The sequence below is a fragment of the Chryseomicrobium imtechense genome (assembly GCF_041475995.1).
Taxonomy (GTDB): Bacteria; Bacillota; Bacilli; order Bacillales_A; family Planococcaceae; genus Chryseomicrobium; species Chryseomicrobium aureum.
In genome coordinates this window covers 1-23,683 of record NZ_JBGOBM010000020.1, presented here as the reverse complement: position 1 = coordinate 23,683, position 23,683 = coordinate 1, and the positions used below count along the sequence as shown (strand labels likewise).

At 41.7% G+C, this 23,683-nt stretch carries 22 protein-coding genes and 1 pseudogene; 14 read left to right on the top strand and 9 right to left on the bottom strand.

Features of this window, described 5'->3' with window-relative positions; all coding sequences use genetic code 11:
• Nucleotides 1-447: 447 nt before the first annotated feature.
• A complete protein-coding gene (locus AB5N96_RS13105) occupies nt 448-1,158 on the top strand; it encodes an MgtC/SapB family protein (RefSeq protein ID WP_204591799.1) in 711 nt (236 codons plus the stop codon).
• 11 nt (nt 1,159-1,169) lie between these two features.
• A pseudogene (locus tag AB5N96_RS13100) lies at nt 1,170-2,169 on the top strand (cation diffusion facilitator family transporter).
• A 66-nt stretch (nt 2,170-2,235) separates the two neighbouring features.
• Here AB5N96_RS13100 and AB5N96_RS13095 read toward each other — a convergent pair.
• The 4 genes from AB5N96_RS13095 to pruA all read right to left on the bottom strand — a co-directional run bounded on the left by AB5N96_RS13095 (nt 2,236) and on the right by pruA (nt 7,623).
• On the bottom strand, nt 2,236-3,399 hold the full coding sequence (locus AB5N96_RS13095; protein WP_499705732.1) for an iron-containing alcohol dehydrogenase: 1,164 nt from the start codon (nt 3,397-3,399) through the stop codon (nt 2,236-2,238).
• Nucleotides 3,400-3,502: 103 nt separating this feature from the next.
• On the bottom strand, nt 3,503-4,747 hold the full coding sequence (locus AB5N96_RS13090) for a Glu/Leu/Phe/Val family dehydrogenase (RefSeq protein ID WP_392454155.1): 1,245 nt from the start codon (nt 4,745-4,747) through the stop codon (nt 3,503-3,505).
• Nucleotides 4,748-4,817: 70 nt separating this feature from the next.
• On the bottom strand, nt 4,818-6,008 hold the full coding sequence (locus AB5N96_RS13085; protein ID WP_499705731.1) for an ornithine--oxo-acid transaminase: 1,191 nt from the start codon (nt 6,006-6,008) through the stop codon (nt 4,818-4,820).
• A 70-nt stretch (nt 6,009-6,078) separates the two neighbouring features.
• Nucleotides 6,079-7,623 carry an L-glutamate gamma-semialdehyde dehydrogenase gene (gene pruA / locus AB5N96_RS13080; protein WP_499705730.1) on the bottom strand — a complete coding sequence of 515 codons (1,545 nt, stop codon included), beginning with the start codon at nt 7,621-7,623 and terminating at the stop codon, nt 6,079-6,081.
• Nucleotides 7,624-7,767: 144 nt separating this feature from the next.
• Here pruA and AB5N96_RS13075 point away from each other — a divergent pair, with 144 nt between their 5' ends.
• A complete protein-coding gene (locus tag AB5N96_RS13075) occupies nt 7,768-9,084 on the top strand; it encodes an AAA-type ATPase lid domain-containing protein (RefSeq protein WP_499705729.1) in 1,317 nt (438 codons plus the stop codon).
• Nucleotides 9,085-9,924: 840 nt separating this feature from the next.
• On the opposite strand, the gene yugI is transcribed toward AB5N96_RS13075, so the two are convergent.
• The 3 genes from yugI to AB5N96_RS13060 all read right to left on the bottom strand — a co-directional run bounded on the left by yugI (nt 9,925) and on the right by AB5N96_RS13060 (nt 12,505).
• On the bottom strand, nt 9,925-10,296 hold the full coding sequence (yugI, locus tag AB5N96_RS13070; RefSeq protein WP_499705728.1) for a S1 domain-containing post-transcriptional regulator GSP13: 372 nt from the start codon (nt 10,294-10,296) through the stop codon (nt 9,925-9,927).
• A gap of 90 nt (nt 10,297-10,386) precedes the next feature.
• Entirely contained in the window at nt 10,387-11,967 is a 1,581-nt protein-coding gene (locus AB5N96_RS13065; protein ID WP_499705727.1) for a hypothetical protein, read from the bottom strand.
• A complete protein-coding gene (locus AB5N96_RS13060) occupies nt 11,957-12,505 on the bottom strand; it encodes an RNA polymerase sigma factor (protein WP_499705726.1) in 549 nt (182 codons plus the stop codon). Before AB5N96_RS13060 ends, AB5N96_RS13065 begins: the two co-directional genes overlap by 11 nt.
• A 133-nt stretch (nt 12,506-12,638) precedes the next feature.
• On the opposite strand from AB5N96_RS13060, the gene AB5N96_RS13055 reads away from it, so the two are divergent.
• Both AB5N96_RS13055 and AB5N96_RS13050 read left to right on the top strand, forming a co-directional pair.
• Nucleotides 12,639-13,970, top strand: coding sequence for a sodium-dependent transporter (locus AB5N96_RS13055; protein ID WP_499705725.1), 1,332 nt, complete (start codon nt 12,639-12,641; stop codon nt 13,968-13,970).
• A gap of 92 nt (nt 13,971-14,062) precedes the next feature.
• On the top strand, nt 14,063-14,275 hold the full coding sequence (locus tag AB5N96_RS13050; RefSeq protein ID WP_204591818.1) for a helix-turn-helix transcriptional regulator: 213 nt from the start codon (nt 14,063-14,065) through the stop codon (nt 14,273-14,275).
• Nucleotides 14,276-14,310: 35 nt separating this feature from the next.
• Here AB5N96_RS13050 and AB5N96_RS13045 read toward each other — a convergent pair whose 3' ends face one another.
• Nucleotides 14,311-14,571 carry a DUF1871 family protein gene (locus AB5N96_RS13045; RefSeq protein ID WP_204591820.1) on the bottom strand — a complete coding sequence of 87 codons (261 nt, stop codon included), beginning with the start codon at nt 14,569-14,571 and terminating at the stop codon, nt 14,311-14,313.
• Nucleotides 14,572-14,645: 74 nt separating this feature from the next.
• Between AB5N96_RS13045 and AB5N96_RS13040 the strand changes: the two genes are divergently transcribed.
• Nucleotides 14,646-15,824 carry a MalY/PatB family protein gene (locus AB5N96_RS13040; protein ID WP_499705724.1) on the top strand — a complete coding sequence of 393 codons (1,179 nt, stop codon included), beginning with the start codon at nt 14,646-14,648 and terminating at the stop codon, nt 15,822-15,824.
• A gap of 177 nt (nt 15,825-16,001) precedes the next feature.
• Here AB5N96_RS13040 and AB5N96_RS13035 read toward each other — a convergent pair whose 3' ends face one another.
• A complete protein-coding gene (locus AB5N96_RS13035; RefSeq protein WP_204591824.1) occupies nt 16,002-16,244 on the bottom strand; it encodes a hypothetical protein in 243 nt (80 codons plus the stop codon).
• A 110-nt stretch (nt 16,245-16,354) separates the two neighbouring features.
• Between AB5N96_RS13035 and AB5N96_RS13030 the strand changes: the two genes are divergently transcribed.
• The 8 genes from AB5N96_RS13030 (at nt 16,355) to mnhG (ending at nt 23,534) form a co-directional block, all read left to right on the top strand.
• Nucleotides 16,355-17,587 carry an MFS transporter gene (locus AB5N96_RS13030; protein ID WP_204591827.1) on the top strand — a complete coding sequence of 411 codons (1,233 nt, stop codon included), beginning with the start codon at nt 16,355-16,357 and terminating at the stop codon, nt 17,585-17,587.
• 164 nt (nt 17,588-17,751) lie between these two features.
• Nucleotides 17,752-20,184 (top strand): Na+/H+ antiporter subunit A, encoded by a 2,433-nt coding sequence (locus AB5N96_RS13025; protein WP_499705723.1) that lies wholly within the window; start codon nt 17,752-17,754, stop codon nt 20,182-20,184.
• Nucleotides 20,171-20,593 (top strand): Na(+)/H(+) antiporter subunit B, encoded by a 423-nt coding sequence (locus AB5N96_RS13020; RefSeq protein ID WP_204591831.1) that lies wholly within the window; start codon nt 20,171-20,173, stop codon nt 20,591-20,593. The genes AB5N96_RS13025 and AB5N96_RS13020 overlap by 14 nt, the downstream gene beginning before the upstream one ends.
• Nucleotides 20,593-20,940 (top strand): Na(+)/H(+) antiporter subunit C, encoded by a 348-nt coding sequence (locus AB5N96_RS13015; RefSeq protein WP_204591833.1) that lies wholly within the window; start codon nt 20,593-20,595, stop codon nt 20,938-20,940. Before AB5N96_RS13020 ends, AB5N96_RS13015 begins: the two co-directional genes overlap by 1 nt.
• Complete coding sequence (locus AB5N96_RS13010; RefSeq protein WP_499705722.1) at nt 20,933-22,420, top strand: Na+/H+ antiporter subunit D; 1,488 nt, start codon at nt 20,933-20,935, stop codon at nt 22,418-22,420. The genes AB5N96_RS13015 and AB5N96_RS13010 overlap by 8 nt, the downstream gene beginning before the upstream one ends.
• On the top strand, nt 22,421-22,897 hold the full coding sequence (locus tag AB5N96_RS13005) for a Na+/H+ antiporter subunit E (protein ID WP_499705721.1): 477 nt from the start codon (nt 22,421-22,423) through the stop codon (nt 22,895-22,897).
• The gene (locus tag AB5N96_RS13000) at nt 22,898-23,185 is read left to right on the top strand and encodes a Na(+)/H(+) antiporter subunit F1 (RefSeq protein ID WP_499705720.1); all 288 of its coding nucleotides are present in this window, start codon (nt 22,898-22,900) and stop codon (nt 23,183-23,185) included.
• A complete protein-coding gene (mnhG, locus tag AB5N96_RS12995) occupies nt 23,166-23,534 on the top strand; it encodes a monovalent cation/H(+) antiporter subunit G (RefSeq protein ID WP_204591850.1) in 369 nt (122 codons plus the stop codon). The genes AB5N96_RS13000 and mnhG overlap by 20 nt, the downstream gene beginning before the upstream one ends.
• Nucleotides 23,535-23,683 lie beyond the last annotated feature (149 nt).

The following is a 23,683-nucleotide window of genomic DNA, read 5'->3' as shown; positions in this document are numbered from 1 at the left end:
GCACGCCGCCAGCGTTCGTCCTGAGCCAGGATCAAACTCTCCATAAAAGAGAACTTAATGTAAGCTCATTTTGTTGCTGACTTAATTTTTGAACGTCCATCACAACCCGTTGAAGGATGTGACTTGGTTCGTGTTTGCGTCACGCACACCCAACGGGGGTCGAGGTGGTGACGCTCTATCTTGACGTCTTGCATGTTCAGTTTTCAATGTTCATTTTGTGTGTCACTCATTTTGGCGACTCACTTAGTATAACTCGCTGCCCTATTCAGTGTCAAACACTTTTTTAAAATAATTTATCAGCTCAGCTGATATTTTTTAAGGACAAGTAATAATATACCGTGTGTACTTTTAAATAGCAAGTACTATTTTAAAAAAGGAGAAACTATTTTTTAATCCACCTTTTTCCCTTCATATATATATGAGAGAATGAAAAAAAGGAGGATGCATATGGAAATACTCTTCGATCATGTTGAAGTACTAATCAAGTTAAGTTTAGCTGCCTTCCTGAGTTTAATTATAGGACTCGAACGAGAACTCAAAAAGAAGCCAGTCGGATTGAAGACTTCTATTGTAATCGCAACCTTTAGTTGCTTGCTCACCTATATCTCTATTGAAGCCGCGTACATTGCTGAGGGGCGAGATGATATCAATATCACAATGGATCCCCTTCGTTTGGCTGCTCAAATTGTGAGTGGTATCGGATTTCTTGGTGCGGGAGTTATATTGCGAAAAGGAAATGATAGTATAACCGGGCTTACAACTGCTGCAATGATATGGGGAGCTGGCGGAATAGGTATAGCAGTTGGTGCAGGATTTTATATTGAAGCGGCTGCTAGCGTGTTTATTGTTTTAGTCGGAGTCGAACTTATTCCTCCCCTATTGACACGGCTTGGTCCGCAAAGATTACGGATGCGAGATATGTCTCTTCACCTGTGGCTATCCGATTCAAAACATATTGATCCAGCAATTGAGTATATTCAACAACAAGGAGGGAAAATACAAAGCATCCAAATAAAAGATCATTCAATGGAATTAATGCCACAGCATCAGCTGCATCTCCGTATCTCAATGATCAATAAAGTGAAGCCAAATGAGTTTTATCATCTATTAAAAAGGCAATCCTATATTATCGCAATAGAAATTGAAGCAATTGATTAGGAGGAAATGGAATGAGTGGATTTGTTGGATTGCTTAAAGGAGGAAATAAACCTTCTTTAATGGCGGCTGTTGTGAATACGTTTATTGCATTTATGAAAGGTGGCGCATTTTTACTTACCGGTAATGTAGCAATGTTTGCCGAAATGATGCACTCTTTTGGAGATGCTGCCAATCAGTTTTTTTGTTTTTATAGGTTCTGCCTTATCGAAGAAAGCACCTACACCTCGATTCCCTAATGGTTTTGGACGTCTTGTAAACTTAGTTGTTCTTGGCGCAATTATCATTGTTGGAATTCTAGCGTATGAAACGATTAAAGAAGGGTGGCATCATATTCTTCACCCTACTGAATCTGGTGGAATCACAATTGTCCTTATCGTTTTATTAATCGCCTTCCTTTTAGAAATATTTGTGCTCTATAAAGCCGGGAAAGAAGTATTACATGAAGCGCATGTCAAAGGCGGATTTTTAGCACCTCTGACAAAAAGTTTTACTCACTTGAATCGAGCAAAACCCGCAACGAAATTAGTCTTTATGGAAGATTTGGTCGCCACTGCAGGAAACCTTCTAGCAGCGATTGCCGTAATTATCGCGTACTATACAGATTTTCTTGCAATCGAAGGCACCGTTTCTATCATCATTGGTCTTATGATGTTTTATGTAGTCGGGAAAGTATTTTTAGAAAATGCTAGAGGTGTCATTGGAGAAACAGATGAACAAATGTTAAATCATATTGCTTACTTGATTTCAGATAACCCCAAAATTAAAGACATCAAAACTTTAGAAGTCGTAAAGGAAGGAGAATATCTCCACGTTGAAACTTTGGTTGAGATTGATCATACTTTAATATTTGATAAGATTGATGATATTCAAGATGAATTATCAAAGCAGATTCTAAGTCAACCTGGTGTAACAGATGTTGTCATCTCGTTCGATGAAGACGACGGTGTAAAGTCTTGGAAACACCATAAAGAACCACCAACTACGTTAAAAACTCACGATGTAAAGAACTAAGCCTAAAAAAAATCAGGTTCCTCTCTCACTTAGAAGAGAAGATCCTGATTTTTATTTTGCGTTCATTTAAAGTGCCGCTTTTAAAATACTTCGAACATCCTCAGCTTGCAATTTCTTAAAGTTGCCAAATGGACCGTAAACTAGCGTCTTATCAACCATGTCTTCGATACGCTCGTCTCCGATTTCGTAATCACTTAATTTCTGCGGTGCACCAATAGACGTCCAGAACTCGACGAGACGGTCAATTCCTTCATGAGCAACCTCTTCATCAGACTTCCCTTCCGGATTCACACCAAATACTTTAACAGCCATTCGTGCAAAACGTGCAGGATTTACCTCGACGTTATGACGCATCCATTCTGGGAAGATGATTGCGAGACCTCCAGCATGCGGAATGTCATAGATAGCAGATACCGCGTGCTCGATGTTGTGACTAGCCCAGTCTCCGTTATAGCCCATCTGCAAGAAGTTATTTAATCCTAACGTCCCTGCAAACAAGATCGTCTCACGGTGTTCATAGTTCGTTAAGTCTTCCATTAGTTTTGGAGCTGTTTCGATTACAGCACGCAAAACGCCCTCAATCATTTCATCTTGAACAGGTGTGTTCGTACCATTGTTGTAATACTGTTCAAACATATGTGACATCATATCAACTACACCATAGACAGTTTGATCAGCAGGAACTGTAAATGTGTGTTCAGGATCTAAAATTGAGAATTTCGGAAAACTGAATGGACTTCCCCATCCGTACTTCTCTTCTGTCTCTTCATTTGTTATAACAGAGCCTGCATTCATCTCCGAACCAGTCGCTGCTAAAGTCAAAACTGTTCCAAGTGGTAAAGCCTCTTTAGGTTGCGCTTTACGCGTAACAAAGTCCCATGCATCCCCGTCATATTTTGCGCCTGCGATAATCAACTTAGAGCAATCGATTACAGATCCACCACCAACTGCAAGGACTGCATCGATATCATTTTCCTTACAGATTTCAATTCCTTTTTTCGCAGTCGAAAGACGTGGGTTCGGCTCGACTCCGGATAATTCAAATACTTCAAAACCTCCAGCAGATAATTCCGCCATCACTTTATCGTATAAACCATTCTTTTTAATGCTACCGCCACCATAAACGACCAAAATTTTCTTACCGAAAGGTGCGAGCTCTTGTTGTAGTGAAGCGAGTTGCCCTTTTCCAAAAATTAATTTTACCGGATTGTAAAAACTAAAAGCATTCATCAAACCGCTCCTTTCTTTTATCATTCTTATCCTACCTCTTCTTGTCCTTTACGTCTAATAGAAGGCATCAAAAAAGCCCCCCATACAGGGGAGCTTGGTGTGATTAAACCCAACCACGGAAGCGTGACGCTTCTGCAGTTCTGCGTACACCGACCATATAAGCCGCTAAACGCATGTTGATGTTCCGTGTCGATGCAACGTTATAGATGTTTTCAAATGCATCCACCATCTTTTTGTGAAGCTTTTCGCTCACTTCTTCTTCAGTCCAGTAGTACCCTTGGTTATTCTGTACCCACTCGAAGTACGATACCGTTACGCCACCTGCAGATGCAAGTACGTCTGGAACTAGCAAGATGCCACGCTCATGAAGGATTTTTGTCGCTTCAGCAGTCGTCGGTCCGTTCGCTGCTTCCACTACGATTGTAGCTTTGATGTTATGTGCATTATCCGATGTGATTTGATTTTCGATTGCTGCCGGTACAAGAATGTCACAATCTAACTCGAGTAAGTCTTGGTTTGAAATTGTATTTTCAAACAAAGTCGTTACTGTTCCGAAAGAGTCACGACGATCTAACAAGTAATCAATGTCAAGTCCGTTCGGATCGTGAAGGGCACCATATGCATCTGAAATACCGATTACTTTAGCACCTTGATCGCTCAAGAACTTCGCTAAGAAGCTTCCAGCATTACCAAAGCCTTGAATAACAACACGTGCTCCCGTCATATCAATGCCAACTTTTTTAGCTGCTTCATTAATACAAATCGTTACCCCTTGTGCAGTTGCACGGTCACGTCCTTGAGATCCCCCTAACACCAAAGGTTTACCTGTGATAAATCCTGGTGAGTTGAATTCATCGATTCGGCTGTACTCATCCATCATCCATGCCATGATTTGTGCATTTGTAAACACATCTGGAGCTGGAATGTCCTTTGTTGGTCCAACAATTTGACTCACAGCACGAACGTATCCACGGCTTAGACGCTCTAACTCGCCCATTGACATTTCACGTGGATCACATGTTACTCCACCTTTCCCTCCACCATAAGGTAGATCGACGATGCCACATTTTAGGGTCATCCACATGGAAAGGGCTTTCACTTCTTCATCTGTTACGCCAGGGTGGAAACGCACTCCACCTTTTGTTGGTCCGACCGCATCATTGTGCTGTGCGCGGTATCCAGTAAATACTTTGACAGTGTTGTCATCCATACGGACTGGGATACGTACTTCAAGCATACGTAACGGTTCTTTTAACAATTCATACATTGCTTCATCGTAGCCTAGTTTGTGTAATGCTTCTTGAACAACTGCCTGTGTCGATGTAAACAGGTTTAAATTTTCAGCCATTTTATCAATTCGCCTCTTTAGTAGTAATAGTAGAATTCAGATTCATTGTACCATAGTCAATTGGAATTTGTTATGCAAAAACTTTTTTTATGCGCTCTAATGCCCAGTCTAATTCTTCTTTTGTGATGACAAGAGGTGGAGCAAAACGAATAACTGTGTCATGCGTCTCTTTACACAACAAACCAAGCTCTTTTAACTGCTCACAGTATGGACGTGCGGCTTCGTTTAGTTCAAGACCGATAAATAATCCACGGCCACGTACTTCTTTAATAGAAGCGTGATCCAATTTTTGAAGTTCTTCTTTGAAGTAGTTTCCTAGATCTTCTGAACGCTTCGCTAGATCTTCGTCCACAAGTACTTCTAATGAAGCAATCGAAACGGCACAAGCAAGTGGGTTCCCACCGAATGTAGAACCGTGTGAACCTGGGTTAAATACGCCAAGTACGTCGCGGTCTGCAACAACACATGAGATTGGGAATACTCCGCCGCCAAGTGCTTTTCCTAAGATATACATGTCTGGATGAACGCCTTCCCACTCAGAAGCAAACATACGACCAGTTCGAGCAAGACCTGCTTGAATTTCATCTGAAATGAACAACACGTTGTTTTCTTCGCAAAGCTCTTTTGCAGCTTTCATAAATCCAGCTGGTGGAATTACGATACCTGCTTCACCTTGAATGGGCTCCATCATGAAAGCAGCAGTGTTTGGTGTAATCGCAGCTTTTAATGCCTCAAGATCGCCGTAAGGAATCAGTTTTATACCCGGTAACATCGGGCCGAATCCACGCTTGTACTCTGGGTCAGAAGATAACGATACAGCTGTCATCGTACGGCCATGGAAGTTTCCTTCGCACGCGATGATTTCAGCTTGATCTTCAGCAACACCTTTGACATCATATGCCCAACGACGTGCTGCTTTAAATGCTGTTTCTACAGCTTCTGCTCCTGTGTTCATTGGAAGTGCCATTTCTTTACGTGATAATTTAGTAATTAACTCGTACCATGGGCCAAGTTGGTCATTGTGGAATGCGCGAGATGTTAATGTCACACGGTCCGCTTGGTCTTTTAATGCTTGAATGATACGTGGGTGACGGTGTCCTTGGTTTACAGCAGAATACGCCGACAACATATCCATGAATTTGTTTCCTTCTGGATCTGTAACCCATACCCCTTGCGCTTCTGAGATGACGATTGGTAGTGGATGGTAGTTATTTGCACCAAATTTTTCTGTTTGTTCGATTACAGCAGTTGTTTTTGACATCTATTCTTCCTCCTTATCTATGTACAAAAAGGCAGACGCACCAAGGTGATGGCCTGCCCTCTTGACGAGATTACAGCATTTCTGAAGTTGTTTTTGCCTGCATGTGTAACTGGATGTAATCCGGTCCACCCGCTTTTGAATCTGTACCTGACATGTTAAATCCACCGAATGGTTGGTATCCAACGATTGCACCTGTACAGCCACGGTTGAAGTAAAGGTTTCCAACGTGGAACTCTTCGCGTGCTTTTTCGATATTCATACGGTTTGTTGAGATAACCGCTCCAGTTAATCCATACTCTGTATTGTTCGCAATTTCTAATGCGTGATCGAAATCTTTTGCAGAAGTGATTGCAAGAACTGGTCCGAAGATTTCTTCTTGCATGATACGCGCTTGTGGATCTACGTCTTTGAATACAGTTGGTTGGATGAAGAACCCTTGTGAATCATCACCAGTACCACCTGTTAACAATTCGCCTTCCCCTTTACCGATTTCAATGTATTCCATGATTTTCTTGAATGCAGAAGCATCGATAACAGGACCCATGAAGTGCTCATCGTTATCTGGAACACCTACAGTTAACTCGTCTGTTAATTCTTTCACGCGTGCTACGACTTGATCGTATACGTCTTCTACGATGACTGCACGTGAACATGCTGAACATTTTTGACCGCTGAAACCAAAAGCAGATTTCACGATAGATGTTGCAGCTAATTCTAGATCTGCTTCTTTATCTACTACGATTGTATCTTTTCCGCCCATCTCAAGGATTGTGCGTTTGATCCAAATTTGACCTGGAGAAAGTTTTGCTGATTTTTCAACAATTCCAAGACCAACGTCACGTGAACCTGTGAAACTGATTAGACGAGTACGTGGGTGTTCTACTAGGTAGTCACCGATCTCAGCGCCAGAACCTGGGATGAAGTTGACAACGCCTGCTGGCATACCTGCTTGCTCAAGTACTTCAACGAATTTGTAAGAAACAATTGGAGTTGTTGAAGCTGGCTTCAATAGAACTGTGTTTCCTGCTACCATTGCTGCTACTGCTGTACCTGCCATGATTGCAAATGGGAAGTTCCATGGAGAGATAACAACTGCTACACCTAGTGGAATGTAGTTGAACTGGTTGTACTCACCTGGACGTGATTCTACTGGGTACCCTTCTTTTAACTTCAACATTTGACGACCATAGTACTCTAAGAAGTCAATTGCTTCTGCCGCTTCTACGTCTGCCTCTACCCAAGTCTTCCCTGCTTCTTTCGCAAGAAGGCCAGAGAATTCGAATTTACGACGACGCATGATTGCTGCTGCTTTGAAAAGTACATCAGCACGTGTTTCAGGTTTTACTTTGCTCCACGTTTTAAATGTTTCGTCTGCAATATTCATAGCTTTTTCAGCGATGTCACGTGTTGCTTTTGAAACGCTACCTACAACTTCAGTTTTGTTCGCTGGGTTGTAAGAAACAATTTTATCTTCAGTTGTGATACGCTCTCCGCCAACGATTAATGGATACTCTTCACCCATATAGCCTTCGACAGTTTGAATACCTTCCTTGATTTTGCGTTTGTTTTCTTCTAATGAGAAATCTGTGAATGCTTCGTGTTTGTATGGAATCATGTGAGAAACATCCTCCCTTATTTAGTATAGTGCAAAAATTATTTGCACTTCGTTTTCATTTACATATATAATAATGCAAAAGATTGTTGCGTTTTTCAAGTGATATATTGTATTTTCCTCAAATTTTTTTAGGAAGTGACCATCATGAATGAAAATTCCCAATATTTAGGGCCTTTTTACCGATTTGCCATCGACCAAGTTGGAGTGGGTGTCCATGCAATAGATAAAAATGGCAAAACGGTTCTCTATAATGATCAAATGCGAAAAATTGAAGGACTTCATTCTACCGATGTAGAAGACCGGTCGATACTTGAAGTATTCCAGTTTGAAAAAGAAGAGAGTACGTTATTACATGTATTATCAACAGGAAAGCCGGTTAATCGTGTAAAGCAGACGTACTGGAATAACAAGGGACGAGAAATCACGACGATCAATGATACGTATCCCATTTTTGAACAAGGACAACTCATTGGTGCAATTGAGTTTGCTCGCGATATTACAGCTCTTGAGCGACTCGTCTATCAACCACTTCGCCGGTACAATGAGCCCATTACCTTAAGTTCTTTAACCGCCGTGTCCGACACAATGCGCCTCGTGATTTCGAAAGCAAAAAGTGCTGCTCAAGTGCGGATGCCTCTGTTATTGATTGGAGAGGCAGGCACAGGGAAAGATTTGATTGCAGAAGGCATTCATCACCAGTTGACGCCTTCGAATGATCAGTTCATCAGTCTGTTCTGTCATAGTTCTGACCCTCTGCTCGTCAATAAATTCCGGGAAGAATTGAAAAATGTATCGAATTCTACTATTTTTTGTGAGCGAATCGACTTACTCTCACTCGAGTTGCAAAAAGAGTTGCTTCACATTCTACAAACTTCAACCGGAAAACATAACCTCTTTATAGCAAGTGTAGGAAGTGATCCGATTGATTTGGTTGCCAGTCGATCACTGAGTCGCGACCTGTACTACTATTTTGCAAGTATGACCATTACCGTTCCCCCACTCCGAGAACGAAAAGAAGATATCGTGCCATTTGTGGAAGATTACCTACGCCGTTTAGAAGATCGCCACGGGCAAAGCAAGGTCACGTTTGATAGTAAGGTACAAGAGTTATTGCTGAGCTATGATTGGCCAGGGAATTTAAAAGAGCTTGAGTTATTGTTAGATGAAACGTCTACTATGCTTACGATGGAATCCACGCTTACAGAGGACCTGCTACCTGTGCAGTTTCGCTATAAGTTAGCGGTTCAAGACAAATCACAAGTAACCGCTTCAGATTTTCTGCTGACATCCGAAAAAGACTTAATGCCACTTGATCAGTATTTACGGGAAGCGGAGACGTATTATCTGCAGAAAGCGGTAGAGAAGTTTGAAGGGAATATTACGAAAGCAGCGGAGGCGCTTGGGATGAGCAGGCAGAATCTGCAGTACAGGTTGCGGAAGTTGCGGAATGCACGGAATTAGATGTGGAGCCGACTGTTCAGAAATTGTGCGAGAAGACAGCGTGGACTGTGAAGCGCTCTTTGCTTCATAGGCCGCGATGGCTTCTTGCGGGATTTCTAGGAGGCGCAACTCGATTACAATTAGATGTGAAGTGGACTGACTGCACACCAGAATGTACTTTAAAAATCTAGAATCATCTTACGATGTTTGCTTTTAAGGTCAAATTAAGAACGAAAAGGACTGGGGCCGCTCGAATCGAGCGGCCCCAGCGCGAGTCTTCTTAGTTTGCTCTTGCGCAATCATCTCCAGCTGAATCTGGCTAGTTCAAGTGCTTCTTACCAGGAAGTTGTTCCTTACATCGACTTCGATACGGCTTCGCCTCTACAACTTCCTCGAAGGTGACCGGTGTGCTTCAAAAAACATCAGTACTGACAGGCTGTGCTAACGCAAGGCCTGACTTAGCAATCTAACAATCACAATCGAGGACGGCGGGCGAGTGCAAAGGGATTTTAAGGTGAAGACTTATAGGGTGACAGGCACCGAATAGAAATGGCACTTGATTACCTGTTGATGTTTACTAAGTATTCATCGGATTTACACCGGATGACTTTTTAGTGGCAACAAATCTCGGAGGCCAGGTCGCCATTTCCCGGGCCATCAGGGTTTTCCCGAGACCCGGCAACGAAGATGAAAGTGCTCTTCTTTCATCTTACGTGGGGAGGCTCGGGGAAACCCTCCCAGGAAATGGTGACCTGGGTGGAGGGATTTACTGATATGAAGAGGTGAATATTGACAGGAACCTTTTTCATTCAACACAAAAGGGAGTTTCTCAAATTACGAGAAACTCCCTTTTCTTATTTTTTACTTGAGCGATTTACGGATCCAGCCATCTAGCTTGCTTTTCAATGTGTCGAATCCGCCTGCATCTTGCTCATCGATTCGTTCCTGCAAGGGAATCCGCCCCTTTTCATCACGTTTGTGATAAAACGGCCGATCTTGCAGCGCACGTAGCGATAAGCTAATCTTGCTTTCTTTCTTATCAATCTCAAGTACCTTTACTTTCACGGCTTGCCCGACTTGTAAAAAGTCATTGATATCGCGGACATATCCGTACGTAATTTCAGAAATGTGGATAAGCCCTTGTGTGTCATCTGACAGACTAATAAAAGCCCCGTATGGTTGAATACCTGTGACAATACCCGTTACAACATCTCCCACTTTGTAATTTTTCATAAGGATTGCTCCATTCTAGTTTTAAAGAAATCGCCTCTACGGCCACCTTCAGTATAGCATAAAATGAAGACTTATTCATTATTCTGAACATTATTGTGTAGGCATGAATGGAATTTTCCAGCCGTCTTCGGTTTTGATCAATTGGAATGTGAGCATTGGTGTGTAATAACTATTCATGGCATCTTCCGTTAATTCGATTTCTACAAGGCCTGTATGTTCACCGAACTCGTTTGTACCTCTATCGACAAACGTGAGTGTTTTCATGAATGAAGACAGATTGGAAATCTGTTCGGATGGCCAGTTTTGATACTCCTCTAATGAAACTAGCATATACTTGTCCCCTGAAACATACATCTCATGTCGCAATTCTTTTTCATCCATGTGCTGATAGTAATAATAGAGACCTACAATCTCTTCAGGCGATAATGATTTATACTTATCCGCGTCTAGAACTAATGCGAACTCCTTAAAATAGCTGTGAATCTTCTGCTCAAATTCAGCATCTACAACAACCGGTTCCCCGATGAATTGAGCAGTTTCGTACTTGGCACGGTCCATTTCTAATACAAACTTTTGCGCGTCTGCATAGGTGAAAGCCTCCCAAGTTTTAGACGAAGTCCACCCGCTCTCATGCATTTCTTTGACAATAGGCGAAAATACAACATGTAAAACTGTTGTATTTGGTTGAGCAGCTAGTATCTCCCACTGTTTTTTAACTTCTAACTTAATAGACCCATCCTCGAACAATTCTGCTTTATGATTTTCTAAGCTTTCACTGAGCGTTCCTTTTAAAGTTAAGAATAATAAATTTGCTAAACGGCTAGATTGATCATTTATTGCAATATCCTCTTCACTAATACTCTCTTCTACTCGAATTAAAGTCTCAGCCGTTTTATCGTTTGGAAAAATCATCTCGCCAGCTTCTGTGAGCTTCCCATAAGAATAGAACTCTGCTAACGGAAAAACTTTAGGATGCAAAATCTCTTCGAATAATTTCATATCTTCTTCTGGAATTTGAAGATCTGCTAAAACAGTTCCAGAGTTGACTTTTTCAAATTCCAACAGCTTCCACATATAACTGTATAAAATATAGTCTGAGTTACTGATAAATGCTTTTACATTTTTACTGTCGGCTGATTCTCGCTTTAAAAACTCATTTGGAGTTTCAAATGATCTTTTCAAATCGACAATAGCGGAATTAATCATTTGCTTCTCGTTAAAACCATTTTCTTTATGGTACTCAATAGCCTCACTTGACATATAAAAGTTTCGACTTTGATCTGCATTCACAACCGCCTGAATCTGACTAAACTCTTGATCTTCAAGTCCCATCTTCAAACGCGCTTCTTCACGAATTTCTGCGTACTGACGGTCGATTTCTTGAGAGATGTAAACAAAATCAAGCCCACTCTCTGAGACCTCTTCTCTTTCTTCCTCTTCTGAAGCAGAATTCGTCGGTGGATTGACCAAACTCATTGCGAACAGGAATAGTGTAAAAATGGCCGCAACACTGATGAGTGGAACGATCCAGTTTTTCTTCGGACGTTTTGATCGCTCAGGTTCTTTATTTGTTAAAGCAGAAATGACTTTCTTTGTATCCGTTCTCTCTTCCATCTCTTCGTAGCCTTTTTTAAGCCGCTTCATTCGTTCTTCAAATTGATTAGTTTCCACTAAGCTTCGCCTCCTGTTCTTCAAAAGCCGTGCGCAATATATCTTTGGCTCTATGAATGCGGATTTTAACCGTGCCTAACGTCAAACTTAAAATTGTCGCGATTTCTGAATAAGAGCGCTCCTGAAAATAAAAAAGCACAAGTGGTACGCGATATTTTTCATCCAGTTTCTGAATTTGAAGATGCAATTCTCGGTCTGCTTCCGATTGCAAGAAAGTATCTTCCGAAGTCTGACCTGGTAAAACACCTTTTTCGTGTAGACGCTTTTCTTTTCTCGTCTCTTGCGTCTCTTTGCGATAGTGGTCACGCGTCGTATTCAGTGTGACTTTATACAGCCACGTCGTGAAACGATCTCGTTGGAATTGATGAAGAAATCGATAGAGTCGAATGAATACTTCTTGCGAGATGTCTGGAACATCGTCGTAGTCGGCTCCGCACTGGTAAGCGAACCGTTCGACAGTCCCTCTGTATGTATAGATGAGCTCTTCATATGCAGAAAGATCTCCTTGTTGGGCTGCTTCGATAAGTTTGACAGTCACCTTGTTCCCCCCTTGCTAGTAATGGTACGGAAGTTGACCGAAAGAAGTTACAAATTCCGGTAAACTTTTTTCACTTTGTTTTTCAGTTGATTTCATATACAATAAGGCAATTAGTTTTGAAAGTAGGTTTTTTATGAAACGCGATTCGTTTGGTTCAAAAATTGGATTTATTCTGGCAGCTGCCGGTTCAGCAATTGGCTTAGGAGCCATATGGAAGTTCCCGTATATGGCCGGCACAAATGGCGGTGGCGCATTTGTGCTGTTATTTATTTTGGCAACATTGATTATCGGCTTACCTATTTTATTAGCAGAGTTTGTGATTGGACGACGCGGCCAAGCAGATGCTGTCACAAGTTTTCAACGATTGAGTAACACGAAAGCATGGGCTTGGATTGGTCGCGCTGGCTTTGTATTCTCGTTTGTAATTTTGTCGTTCTACTCCGTTGTTGGTGGATGGATTTTGACGTACCTCTGGATATCGATCAAACAACTAGTGACGACAGCGACCATTGACTATGAAGCAACTTTTACATCGATGATTGCAAACCCGTGGCAAGCCATCTTTGCACAGGCCATTTTTATGGTACTCACGATTTTGATTGTTTCAGGTGGAATTAAAGGAGGAATTGAGCGCGCTAGCAAATGGATGATGCCGGCTCTTTTCATTTTCTTCATCTTACTAGCTATTCGTTCCCTGTCTCTTGACGGAGCAATGGAAGGCGTTCGCTTCCTGCTCGTTCCAGATTGGAGTGCCGTAACGTGGGAGACAGCTTTAATGGCACTAGGCCAAGCATTCTTCTCACTGAGTGTTGGTGTTTCTGGCATGATTACGTATGCTTCTTATTTGTCGAAAGAGACCAACTTGCCGCAGTCTGCGAGTAGTGTAGCCGGCATGAATATCTTTATCTCACTTCTAGCTGGACTTGTGATTTTCCCAGCAGTATTTGCATTAGGCTATTCACCGGATGAAGGTCCTGGTCTTGTGTTCATCATCTTACCGGCTGTGTTTGGTGAGATAGCATTCGGTTCCCTGTTCATGTTGCTGTTTTTCGTTCTATTGCTCTTCGCGACGTTAACGTCATCTATCAGCATGTTAGAAATTACGGTGTCCATTGCCATTAAAAAGAAATACGATAGACGCCGTCGTGCTGCCATTTTGATGGGTATTTTTATTTTTGTATTTGGAATACCGAGTGCGTTATCGTTCGGTGTATTATCGGACTTTACGCTTGCAGGTCGAACGTTCTTTGATAACGCGGACTACATTGTGAATAATTTTGGTTTACCGCTTGGGGCTCTGTTCATCTCGTTGTTTGTTGGATATGCGATGAGTATACAAGCGTCCCAGGAAGAACTAAACATGAGTCCAGTCCTTTATTCGATCTGGCATGCGACTGTGCGGTATTTAGCACCGCTTCTTATTGCTGTGATTTTGATTCAACAAATCATTGAGGCATTCGAGTGACAATTGTACGAGTTTCGTCACGTTTTCTGATTAATTCGTAAATGGAAATATGGTACTATAACATATATATAAGTAGAAAGGGTGTAGTGATCATGTCTGTAGATTTAGCCAGTCAACTAAAGCGACTACGTGAAGAACGCAATATGTCACTTGAAGACCTATCCTTAAAAGTACGAATTGGCGTTGCCAAACTGCAAGCATACGAAACTGGCGAGGAAGTCCCTTCTACGCAAACACTTTTAAAGCTTTCAAACGCTTTGGAAGTTCCTGCGTCGAATTTGCAAGACGGACTTTCTTCTCTATAAGAAATCCCTGTGGATAATTTCCACAGGGATTTTTGTTAAAGTGTGCATGTGACGGCGAGTTTTAAAGCAATCAATTTGTAGGAGACTTCCATACATTTCTCAAGAGGAATCCATTGTTCAAATGAATGCTCGTACACAAGTTGAATATGGTGTGCAACATCGGATGGATGATCCGCTCCTTGAAGAAATGCGACAACATCTGCCGCTTCTGCTGCATAGTTGCCCGACCCTAATTGGAAAGGGTCCCAGTCTTCAAGAACGCGCACAGCTTGCTTATTCATTTCAATTTGATGCATAGTTTCACCTTATTTTCTATAGTAGTCTGCTATATAATAGCATAGAACATTTAAATTGGAAGGAGAATTGCCTAATGTATGATTTTCAAACTGTACATACACGTCGGAACACAGATTCCATCAAGTGGGATTGGTTGAATGAGGTCTATTCTGTGAAACACGGAGAAGAAATTTTACCTATGTGGGTGGCTGATATGGATTTTGCTCTCCCTGCTTTTATCGAGGATGCACTCGTGGAAAGAATTCGAGGGGGTGTGTTTGGCTATTCTTTTCCTGGAGATACCGCATCACAATCCGTCATTGATTGGGTTGCAAAACGACATGGGACGACGATTGAAAAAGATTGGCTCCTCTATGAGTCTGGTGTAATCCCATCTATGTCACTCGCAATTGAAACATTTACAGAGCCAGGAGACCGTGTTTTAGTCCACGGACCCGTTTATCCTCCTTTCCGTAATACGCCTGCAAATCTAAAACGTGAAGTTGTAACGTTTAGCCTTACAGAGTCTAGTGGAGAGTATTCAATTGACTTCGACAAGTTTGAAGCAGCTTTGGCCGATTCAATCTCTGCTTTTATTTTCTGTAATCCGCACAATCCCGGTGGAAAAGTGTGGTCACGCGAAGACGTGAAAAGAATTGCAGATCTGTGCGCGAAACACAATGTACTTCTTATTTCAGATGAAATTCATGCGGATTTAGTGTTTGCACCACACAAACATACCACGGCTTTATCCGTCGCCGAGTCCACAGATCACATCATTACGTGTATGGCTCCGACAAAAACGTTTAACTTAGCAGGGTTGCAAGCAGCCTATATGATCGTGACAGATGCGACTAAACGAGCAAAGTTGAAAGAGTCCGCTATGAATGCTGCTCATATGGGGATGACCGTGCTTGGTACAACTGCTATGCGTGCTGCTTATGAACACGGGGAAGCGTGGGTGGACGAATTGCTTGGACAATTGCAGCACAATATGAACTATGTTGCAGATCGCCTACATGAAGAAGTCCCTGGCGTATTAGTTCCAATGCCGGAAGCTACCTATCTTCTATGGATTGATTACCGAAAACTCGGGATAACTGAAAAAGATATGATGCATGCGCTATTGCATGAAGGAAAACTTGCACTTGAGCCAGGTACTAAGTATGGTCCTGAAGGGGATGGATTCCTACGAATGAATGTGGCGTGTCCATTTGAAACCGTGAAAGATGGCGTGGAACGGTTTATTAAAGCCGTAAATACTGTTAAATAGATAAGAAATTTTAGAATCCACGTAGACTTCCGATGGATCAGAGTGCTTCCGAAACCCCGCAGAGGGGAGCAAAGCGCTAGCTTTGGGTAACCAAGAGGAGGTTCGGGAGTGCTCCCATGGAACGCGGAGTGGATTCTGGAATTTCTCTAAACATTTCATAAAAAAGAGCAGGACAGTCTAATTCGACTGCTCCTGCTCTTTTTCTGCTTTCAATCGTTCTTCTAATTGCCGTGCTTGCTCGGCTTCAATCGCAGAACGTTTCAACAACCAACGAATCACTAATGCGGCTAAAATCAATACACCCACTAGTTGCAGCACGACTGGTATATATTCAGTCTTATCTTCAGGAAAATAGAGATAGAGAAACAATAGTTCAAACACTACGTCATCTTCTTTCTTTGTCGGTTTAATCGTCCTCATTTTAACACAAGTTAAGGAAAGGGCAAAAGAATTGAGCATTTCCCTTTCTTCGCCTCACGAAATGTTTTATACTAGAACTATGAGATGCATTGCAAGAAAGAAGGGATACCATGCACTCAAAGAAAAACTTTCAAATCATGTGGGGCACAAATTTTTTAGTTGCCAGCACAATGACTATGATTATGCCTTTTTTGGCCCTATATATCGATACATTTGGTGATTTTTCAGATGCATATGTTCAAAAATGGTCGGGACTAGTTTTTGGTGCCACATTTATCACAGCATTTTTAATGTCTCCTATTTGGGGACGCATCGCAGATAAATATGGATATAAACCAATCCTTGTGTTAAATGGATTTGGTATTGCGTTATCAGTCCTGTTGATGGGATTCGTCCAATCGGTTGAGGCTTTTTTTGTGTTACGACTGTTTATGGGTGTAGTAACAGGATTCATTCCAACTTCTTTGGCTTTCATCAGTGCCTCTACTCCTAAAGAAATTGCAGGGAAGACTCTAGGTACTTTGCAAATGGGGAGTGTAGCAGGTACTTTGTTTGGTCCTATACTCGGCGGCCTACTTGCGGATGCTTTTGGCTTTTCTTATACCTTTATCATTGCGGCAGTTGCAGTTTCATTATCTGCTGTCATCGTCTTATTCTTTATTCGAGAAGACAAGGTTGTGAAAAAGAAAAATGCACATCAGTATTCTCGTAAAACTGTGATCGCTGGTATTCTTCATCACCGCTTGATCTGGAATGTCCTTGTCATTACTGCTCTAATTCAGATTGGGTTATTCAGTGTCCAACCCCTCCTATCGCTTTATGTAGGAGAATTAACAAACGCCGCAAACCTGGCTTTCTTAGCAGGACTCGCTTTCAGTGCTGCAGGTGTTGGTAACTTGATGTTTACTAGAGCATGGGGAAAATTTGGAGATAGCTACGGGTATGAGAAAATTCTCGTTTTATTATTAGCCCTCAGCGTTCTCTTCATTATTCCGCAAGCTTTTGTGACGTCACTTTGGCAACTAGTTGTTCTTCGCTTCTTATTCGGTATTGCAGCTGGTGGTCTCGTTCCGATCACGACAGCTATCATTCGTCGCGAAGCACCGGTTGAAGTGCAAGGTGAATTAATGGGGTATAACACGAGTGCACGATTCCTCGGGAATATTATCGGTCCGATTTTTGGTGGCTTTGTAGCTGGTTGGGTCGGTATCTCAACAGTATTCGTTGTAACAGGAGGATTGTTCGTAGTTGCACTCATTGTCTTAACGTATGTACGCAAATCACCTCAGCAAGATTTTGAAGAAGTGCTGCTTGAAGAAGAATTGCATATGAAAGCTACGTAAAACCGGTTGAAGAACCGGTTTTTTTATTGGATTTTTTTCGTTTTCTTCATATATTACTCATCAAAGCCTATCAGCTCTAGGGTTGTCACAAGTGCATTTGTCCTATTTTTAAGGTATACTTTACTCTAGTGTGCACTCACTTCAACTAAGAAAGGGGACTCTTTATGATACTTTTTATGGCAATCATACTTCCAATACTTTTTGCCGTATTTATACCGTTTGCATATAAAACGATCAAGTCTATACATACTGGCTGGTTTGTACTCGTTGCACCGGTCCTGCTGTTTTTATTTTATCTGCGTTTTTTATCTCCGATTCAACAAGGAGAAGCGCAGCTCGCTAGCGTTTCGTGGGTGCCTTCACTCGACTTTAATTTTGATATTCATATCGATGGCTTAAGCCTTTTGTTCTCCCTGTTAATTACAGGAATCGGCTCGCTCGTCGTCTTGTATTCCATTTTCTACTTGGACAAAACAAAAGAGAAGCTTGGAAACTTCTATGTTTATCTATTAATGTTCATGAGCGCCATGCTTGGTGTCGTTCAATTTGATCACACAATCGCTCTCTACTTCTTTTGGGAGTTGACTTCGATATCATCATTCCTACTTATCGCTTATTGGTACAAGCGAGATGCTTCTCGTTTTGGAGCATTGAAATCGATGATGATCACAGTAAGCGGTGGTCTTATGATGCTCGTTGGGTTCCTGCTTTTATATGTGATGACAGGAACGTATTCTATTCGTGAAACAGTCGCGCAAGCAAGTACATTGGTCGACTCACCGCTCTTTACAGTAGCGATTGTGTTGGTACTGTTAGGAGCCTTTACAAAGTCGGCTCAATTCCCATTCTATATCTGGTTGCCAGATGCAATGGAAGCACCAACACCAGTCAGTGCCTACCTCCACTCTGCAACAATGGTTAAAGCCGGTCTTTATTTAGTGGCTCGCTTCACACCAATTTTCGCTTTTTCTGAAGTTTGGGTATGGCTTGTCACCGGAATCGGTCTATTGACCCTGTTCTGGGGCTCCTTCTTTGCTGTAAAACAAACCGATTTAAAAGGGATCTTGGCATTTTCTACAGTTAGTCAATTAGGACTCATTATGTCCCTGTTAGGGCTAGGTGGATTTGCATATCTGGTTACAGGAAGTGCTGTGGAGACCTTTACGTTTGCGACTTTCGCTGCTATTTTCCACTTGTTCAATCACGCGACATTCAAAGGAAGTCTGTTCATGGTAGCAGGGATTGTCGATCATGAGACGGGCACACGCGATATCCGCAAGCTCGGAGGATTAATGAGCTTGATGCCGGTCACATTTACCGTAGCGATGATCGGGAGTTTATCGATGGCAGGTCTTCCACCGTTTAACGGATTTTTAAGTAAGGAAATGTTTTTAGAGGCTGTTCTTAGTCTCATTAGCGCGGATATAACTATGATGACCATCGCTTACTCAGTCCCAATTGTAGCTTGGGTGGCGAGCGTGTTTACGTTTATCTATAGTATCTATTTTGTTTGGTATACATTTATGGGGACACGAAAAGAAGAGCAATTGCCTAAAGTGCCACATGAGGCACCGATTGGCATGCTTATCTCCCCTGTGTTCTTAGCGTCATTGGTTGTACTTGTATTCTTTGTCCCAAATGTAATTGGCGACTGGCTTGTGAAACCAGCAACGGCAGCCATTCAATCAACAACGTATGCCTCAGCTGCTGATATTGAATTCTATATTAAAGCATGGCACGGCTGGGATGCTCCTGCGTTATGGTTAACTGTAGGTGTTGTTCTCGTTGGATTCCTACTTTATAAACTCTTGCCGAAGTGGCAGCCGATCTACTCAAAATGGCCTGAGAAGTTCACATTGAACCGTGGCTATGACACGTTAATGGATGGTTCGCTCAACTGGAACCGCGCTCTATCTGACCGCTTTATGACAGGTTCTATTCGTGATTATTTAGTTTATATGTTTGCTGGGATGGCTATTCTCGGTATCACTACCCTGTTCACACAAGGTGGGTTTGCCATTTCGACTGATAACCTTGCACCTATTCGTCTATTCGAAGTTGTGTTAACCATTATATTAATCGGTAGTGTGATGGCGATCTTGATTACTTGGTCACGTCTAACAGCTGTTATCGCACTTGGTGGCGTTGGGTACACAGTTGCCCTGTTTTACGTCATCTTTAAAGCACCCGATTTAGCATTAACACAGTTAGTGGTCGAAACAATTTCGGTAGCCCTGTTCTTAACAGCGTTTTATCACTTACCAAAGTTAGATAAGTATTACAAAGGCAAAGAAGACAACCGCTTCCGATTTGGAAACTTTTTGATTTCTGTTGCCGTGGGATTAACTGTTACATTAATCGGAATTAGTGCTTACTCTCAACGTCAACTGACTTCAATCTCTGAGTTTTACAAAGAGACTGTTTACACAGAAGCAGGTGGCGGAAATATTGTAAACGTAATTCTAGTGGATTACCGTGGTTTTGATACACTCTTTGAAATTGGCGTATTGATGATTGCTTCAATTGGAATCATCAGCATGATCAAGCTTCGCCTGCAAAAGAAAAAGAAGGGAGCAGTTACAAATGAAGTCGAATGATTTAATTTTACAGACGACCACACGCGTCACATTCTTCATTATCTTCCTGTTCTCGATTCATATCTTCTTTGCAGGACACTACACGCCAGGTGGAGGATTTGTCGGTGGCCTTCTGATGGCATCGGCGATTGTACTCCTTCTACTTGCGTATGATTTTAAAACTGTAAAGGAAGTACTTCCTTTCAATTATCTCGCCATGACAGCTATTGGTATGATTGTTGCAGTTTTAACTGCAGCTGGAGCTATTGTATTTAATGTCCCTTTCTTCACACATTGGTACGACTATTTTGATATTCCTTTACTTGGTGAGACATCGATTCATACTGCCCTATTTTTTGATATTGGGGTATACCTAGTCGTTGTTGGAATAACACTTACAATTATTGAAATGATGGGAGGCGACAACTGATGGAAATCATGATGGCGATAATAGCCGGATTCTTATTCAGTGCAGCAACCTATTTGATTCTTTCAAAAAGTTTATTGCGCATTATCATCGGAACAGGCTTATTGAGTCATGGAACTCACCTTCTTCTTTTAACAATGGGTGGATTAGGAGGAAACAAACCTCCCGTTGTTGGTGAAGGAGTAACCGTTGCAGATTATGCAGATCCACTCCCACAAGCTTTGATACTAACTGCAATTGTAATCGCATTTGGTGTAACAGCTTTTGCACTTGTTCTTGCTTACCGTACGTACCAAGAAATTGGAACGGATAATATGGACCATATGAAAGGCAGGGGTGAAATTGATTAATTTAGTCGTTCTTCCAATCATCGTCCCGCTTTTGATTGGTACTGTTTTATTACTATTTAGAAATAACCTAACCGTTCAACGCATCGGAGGAATTGTCGGTGCACTACTGACATTGGTTATTTCCGTTGTATTGCTTACAAAAGTATATACAGATGGCATACAAGTTGTAACATTAGGTAGCTGGGATGCTCCATTTGGTATCTCACTCGTCTCAGATATGTTGAGTGTACTTTTAGTCACCTCTTCGTCTCTCATCACATTCGTCGTGCTGTGGTATTCTGTCTATGCATTAGGTGAAGAGCGAGAACGCTTCTTCTTCTACCCTGCTGTTCTCTTTATGTTATCTGGGATCAACGGGGCATTTACAACAGGAGATATATTCAACCTATTTGTATTCTTTGAGGTATTCTTGATGGCTTCTTATGTGTTAATTGCACTTGGAGGTAAACGAATCCAACTGCGCGAATCGATGAAATATATCATTGTAAACATAGTGGCTGCCGCTCTATTTGTCATTACCATTGGATACATCTATTCAGTAGCTGGAACATTAAATATGGCCGATTTATCAGTAAAGCTTGGAGAAATCGGAAGCATGGGCGTAATTTCTACGATTGCTATCATGTTCTTGGTCGTATTCGGCATCAAAGCTGGTATCTTCCCGCTTTATTTCTGGTTGCCTGGTGCGTACTATGCACCTCCTCTTCCTGTTCTTGCACTGTTTGGTGCATTACTCACTAAGGTAGGTATTTATAGTATTGCTCGCGTGTACACGCTCATCTTTACAACAGATGTTGCATTCACACATGACATATTAATGATGTTGGCGATCGCCACCATTATTTTTGGTAGCATAGGAGCGCTCGCTTATATGGATATCAAAAAGATCATCATCTACAATATCGTCATTGCAGTAGGTGTCATCCTATTTGGTTTTGCAGCGTTTAACACCACTGCCGTAACAGGCGCTACGCTCTATCTTGTCCATGATATGTTAGTGAAGGCTCTTCTCTTCCTCATGATTGGGGTGCTGATTCTTATTACTGGCAAGACAAACTTGCGAGAAATGGGTGGTCTGATTCATCACTACCCTGCGCTTGGTTGGACATATCTTGTAGCTGTTTTTGCTCTTGCAGGGATTCCACCACTCAGTGGATTTGCAGGAAAGATATTGATTATCCAAGGGGGTCTTGAAGGCGGATTTGTTTGGCAGTCGATTGTAGTTGCAGCTTCAACAATGGTCGTATTGTTATCTGCGATTCGTATCTTCATCTACGCTTTTTGGGGGAGTGAAAAACCATTCCCAGCACCACCTAAGAAAACGTATAGCCAATACATGGCTCCAGTAGTTGTATTATTTATTCTCGTAATGGGTTACGGAGTATTCATCGAGTTCTTGACACCCTTCTTCTTAGAAGCAGGTCGTCAATTGATGGATCCTTCATTTTATGTGAACGCAGTGTTAGGAGGGAACAACTAGATGGCTTTTCAAATACTTTTAAATGTGTTTATTGCATTCGTTTGGATGTTCCTCTCTAATTCATTTTCAGCAGCAACATTCATCATTGGTTACATCTTGGGACTCGTCATGTTGTTTATGCTTCGACGCTTCTTCTCTACTCGTTTTTACATGGAACGAGTAGTGGCTGTCGCGAAGTTGTTGTTACTATTTTTAAAAGAATTAATTGTTTCAAACATCGCTGTGCTTCGTGTGATTTTAAAACCTAAGATGGATATAAAGCCTGCCATTTTTGAACTTGAAACAAAGTTGACAGAAGACTGGGAAATTACACTGCTTTCGATGTTGATTACATTAACACCAGGGACTGTAGTAATTAATATTTCAGAGGATCGTACGAAGTTGTACGTACACACATTAGACTTAGAAGATGTGGACAATGCTGTCAACTCAATTCGTAATACATTTGAAAAAGCAATTATGGAGGTGAGTCGATAAATGAACATATTCCTATGGATTGCTGTTGGAGCTATAAGTGTTAGTCTAATTGGTTTTCTTTACCGACTCATGAAAGGTCCTTCGACTCCTGACCGAGTAATTGCGCTTGATTCAATGGGTGTTGGATTGATTGCGCTAGTAGGATTGTTCTCAATTCTGTTTGACTCTCCATTTTTCTTAGAGGTCATTTTATTGTTAGCAATTATTGCTTACATCGGAACAATCGCCTTCTCTAAATTTACGGAGAAGGGAGTGATTATTGAAAATGATCGAGATGCTAATAAATAGTCTAATCATTCTCTTTATCACAATCGGGGTATTTTTCATTGTTGTTACCACTATTGGTTTAATTCGTCTGCCAGATGTTTATAGTCGTGCGCATGCAGCCTCTAAGAGTGCTACTCTAGCTGTTATGTCGATATTGATTGGAGTCTTCCTACACTTTTGGCTTGTAGAAGGTAACTTTAATCCACGCATTATTTTGGGGATCGTATTCTTATTCATCACAGGTCCAGTTGGGGGTCATATGATGGCAAAAGCCGCTTATTTCTCAGGTGTCCCATTAGCGAAGGAAACTGTTCGAGACGATATGGAAGCACTGGTACCAAAAGAAGCAACGAAAAAAGAGCAGCTCTAGGGCTGCTCTTTCAGACTGCAGATAAACTCAAGAGTTGATGAGTTTATCTGCAGTCTTTTTGCTTTTTTATACGTAAGCGTCAAATAGTGAACACGTTGTTTCTTATTAAAGAAAATGCCGGTCAAAATCAGAAGTTGATTTTGACCGGC

Excerpts from the sequence above, each read along its gene's own strand:
- AB5N96_RS13105 (WP_204591799.1), top strand. The coding sequence starts at position 448 with ATGGAAATACTCTTCGATCATGTTGAAGTACTAATCAAGTTAAGTTTA.
- AB5N96_RS13095 (WP_499705732.1), bottom strand. The coding sequence starts at position 3,399 with ATGAATGCTTTTAGTTTTTACAATCCGGTAAAATTAATTTTTGGAAAA.
- AB5N96_RS13090 (WP_392454155.1), bottom strand. The coding sequence starts at position 4,747 with ATGGCTGAAAATTTAAACCTGTTTACATCGACACAGGCAGTTGTTCAA.
- AB5N96_RS13085 (WP_499705731.1), bottom strand. The coding sequence starts at position 6,008 with ATGTCAAAAACAACTGCTGTAATCGAACAAACAGAAAAATTTGGTGCA.
- pruA (WP_499705730.1), bottom strand. The coding sequence starts at position 7,623 with ATGATTCCATACAAACACGAAGCATTCACAGATTTCTCATTAGAAGAA.
- AB5N96_RS13075 (WP_499705729.1), top strand. The coding sequence starts at position 7,768 with ATGAATGAAAATTCCCAATATTTAGGGCCTTTTTACCGATTTGCCATC.
- yugI (WP_499705728.1), bottom strand. The coding sequence starts at position 10,296 with ATGAAAAATTACAAAGTGGGAGATGTTGTAACGGGTATTGTCACAGGT.
- AB5N96_RS13055 (WP_499705725.1), top strand. The coding sequence starts at position 12,639 with ATGAAACGCGATTCGTTTGGTTCAAAAATTGGATTTATTCTGGCAGCT.
- AB5N96_RS13050 (WP_204591818.1), top strand. The coding sequence starts at position 14,063 with ATGTCTGTAGATTTAGCCAGTCAACTAAAGCGACTACGTGAAGAACGC.
- AB5N96_RS13045 (WP_204591820.1), bottom strand. The coding sequence starts at position 14,571 with ATGCATCAAATTGAAATGAATAAGCAAGCTGTGCGCGTTCTTGAAGAC.
- AB5N96_RS13040 (WP_499705724.1), top strand. The coding sequence starts at position 14,646 with ATGTATGATTTTCAAACTGTACATACACGTCGGAACACAGATTCCATC.
- AB5N96_RS13035 (WP_204591824.1), bottom strand. The coding sequence starts at position 16,244 with ATGAGGACGATTAAACCGACAAAGAAAGAAGATGACGTAGTGTTTGAA.
- AB5N96_RS13030 (WP_204591827.1), top strand. The coding sequence starts at position 16,355 with ATGCACTCAAAGAAAAACTTTCAAATCATGTGGGGCACAAATTTTTTA.
- AB5N96_RS13025 (WP_499705723.1), top strand. The coding sequence starts at position 17,752 with ATGATACTTTTTATGGCAATCATACTTCCAATACTTTTTGCCGTATTT.
- AB5N96_RS13020 (WP_204591831.1), top strand. The coding sequence starts at position 20,171 with ATGAAGTCGAATGATTTAATTTTACAGACGACCACACGCGTCACATTC.
- AB5N96_RS13015 (WP_204591833.1), top strand. The coding sequence starts at position 20,593 with ATGGAAATCATGATGGCGATAATAGCCGGATTCTTATTCAGTGCAGCA.
- AB5N96_RS13005 (WP_499705721.1), top strand. The coding sequence starts at position 22,421 with ATGGCTTTTCAAATACTTTTAAATGTGTTTATTGCATTCGTTTGGATG.
- AB5N96_RS13000 (WP_499705720.1), top strand. The coding sequence starts at position 22,898 with ATGAACATATTCCTATGGATTGCTGTTGGAGCTATAAGTGTTAGTCTA.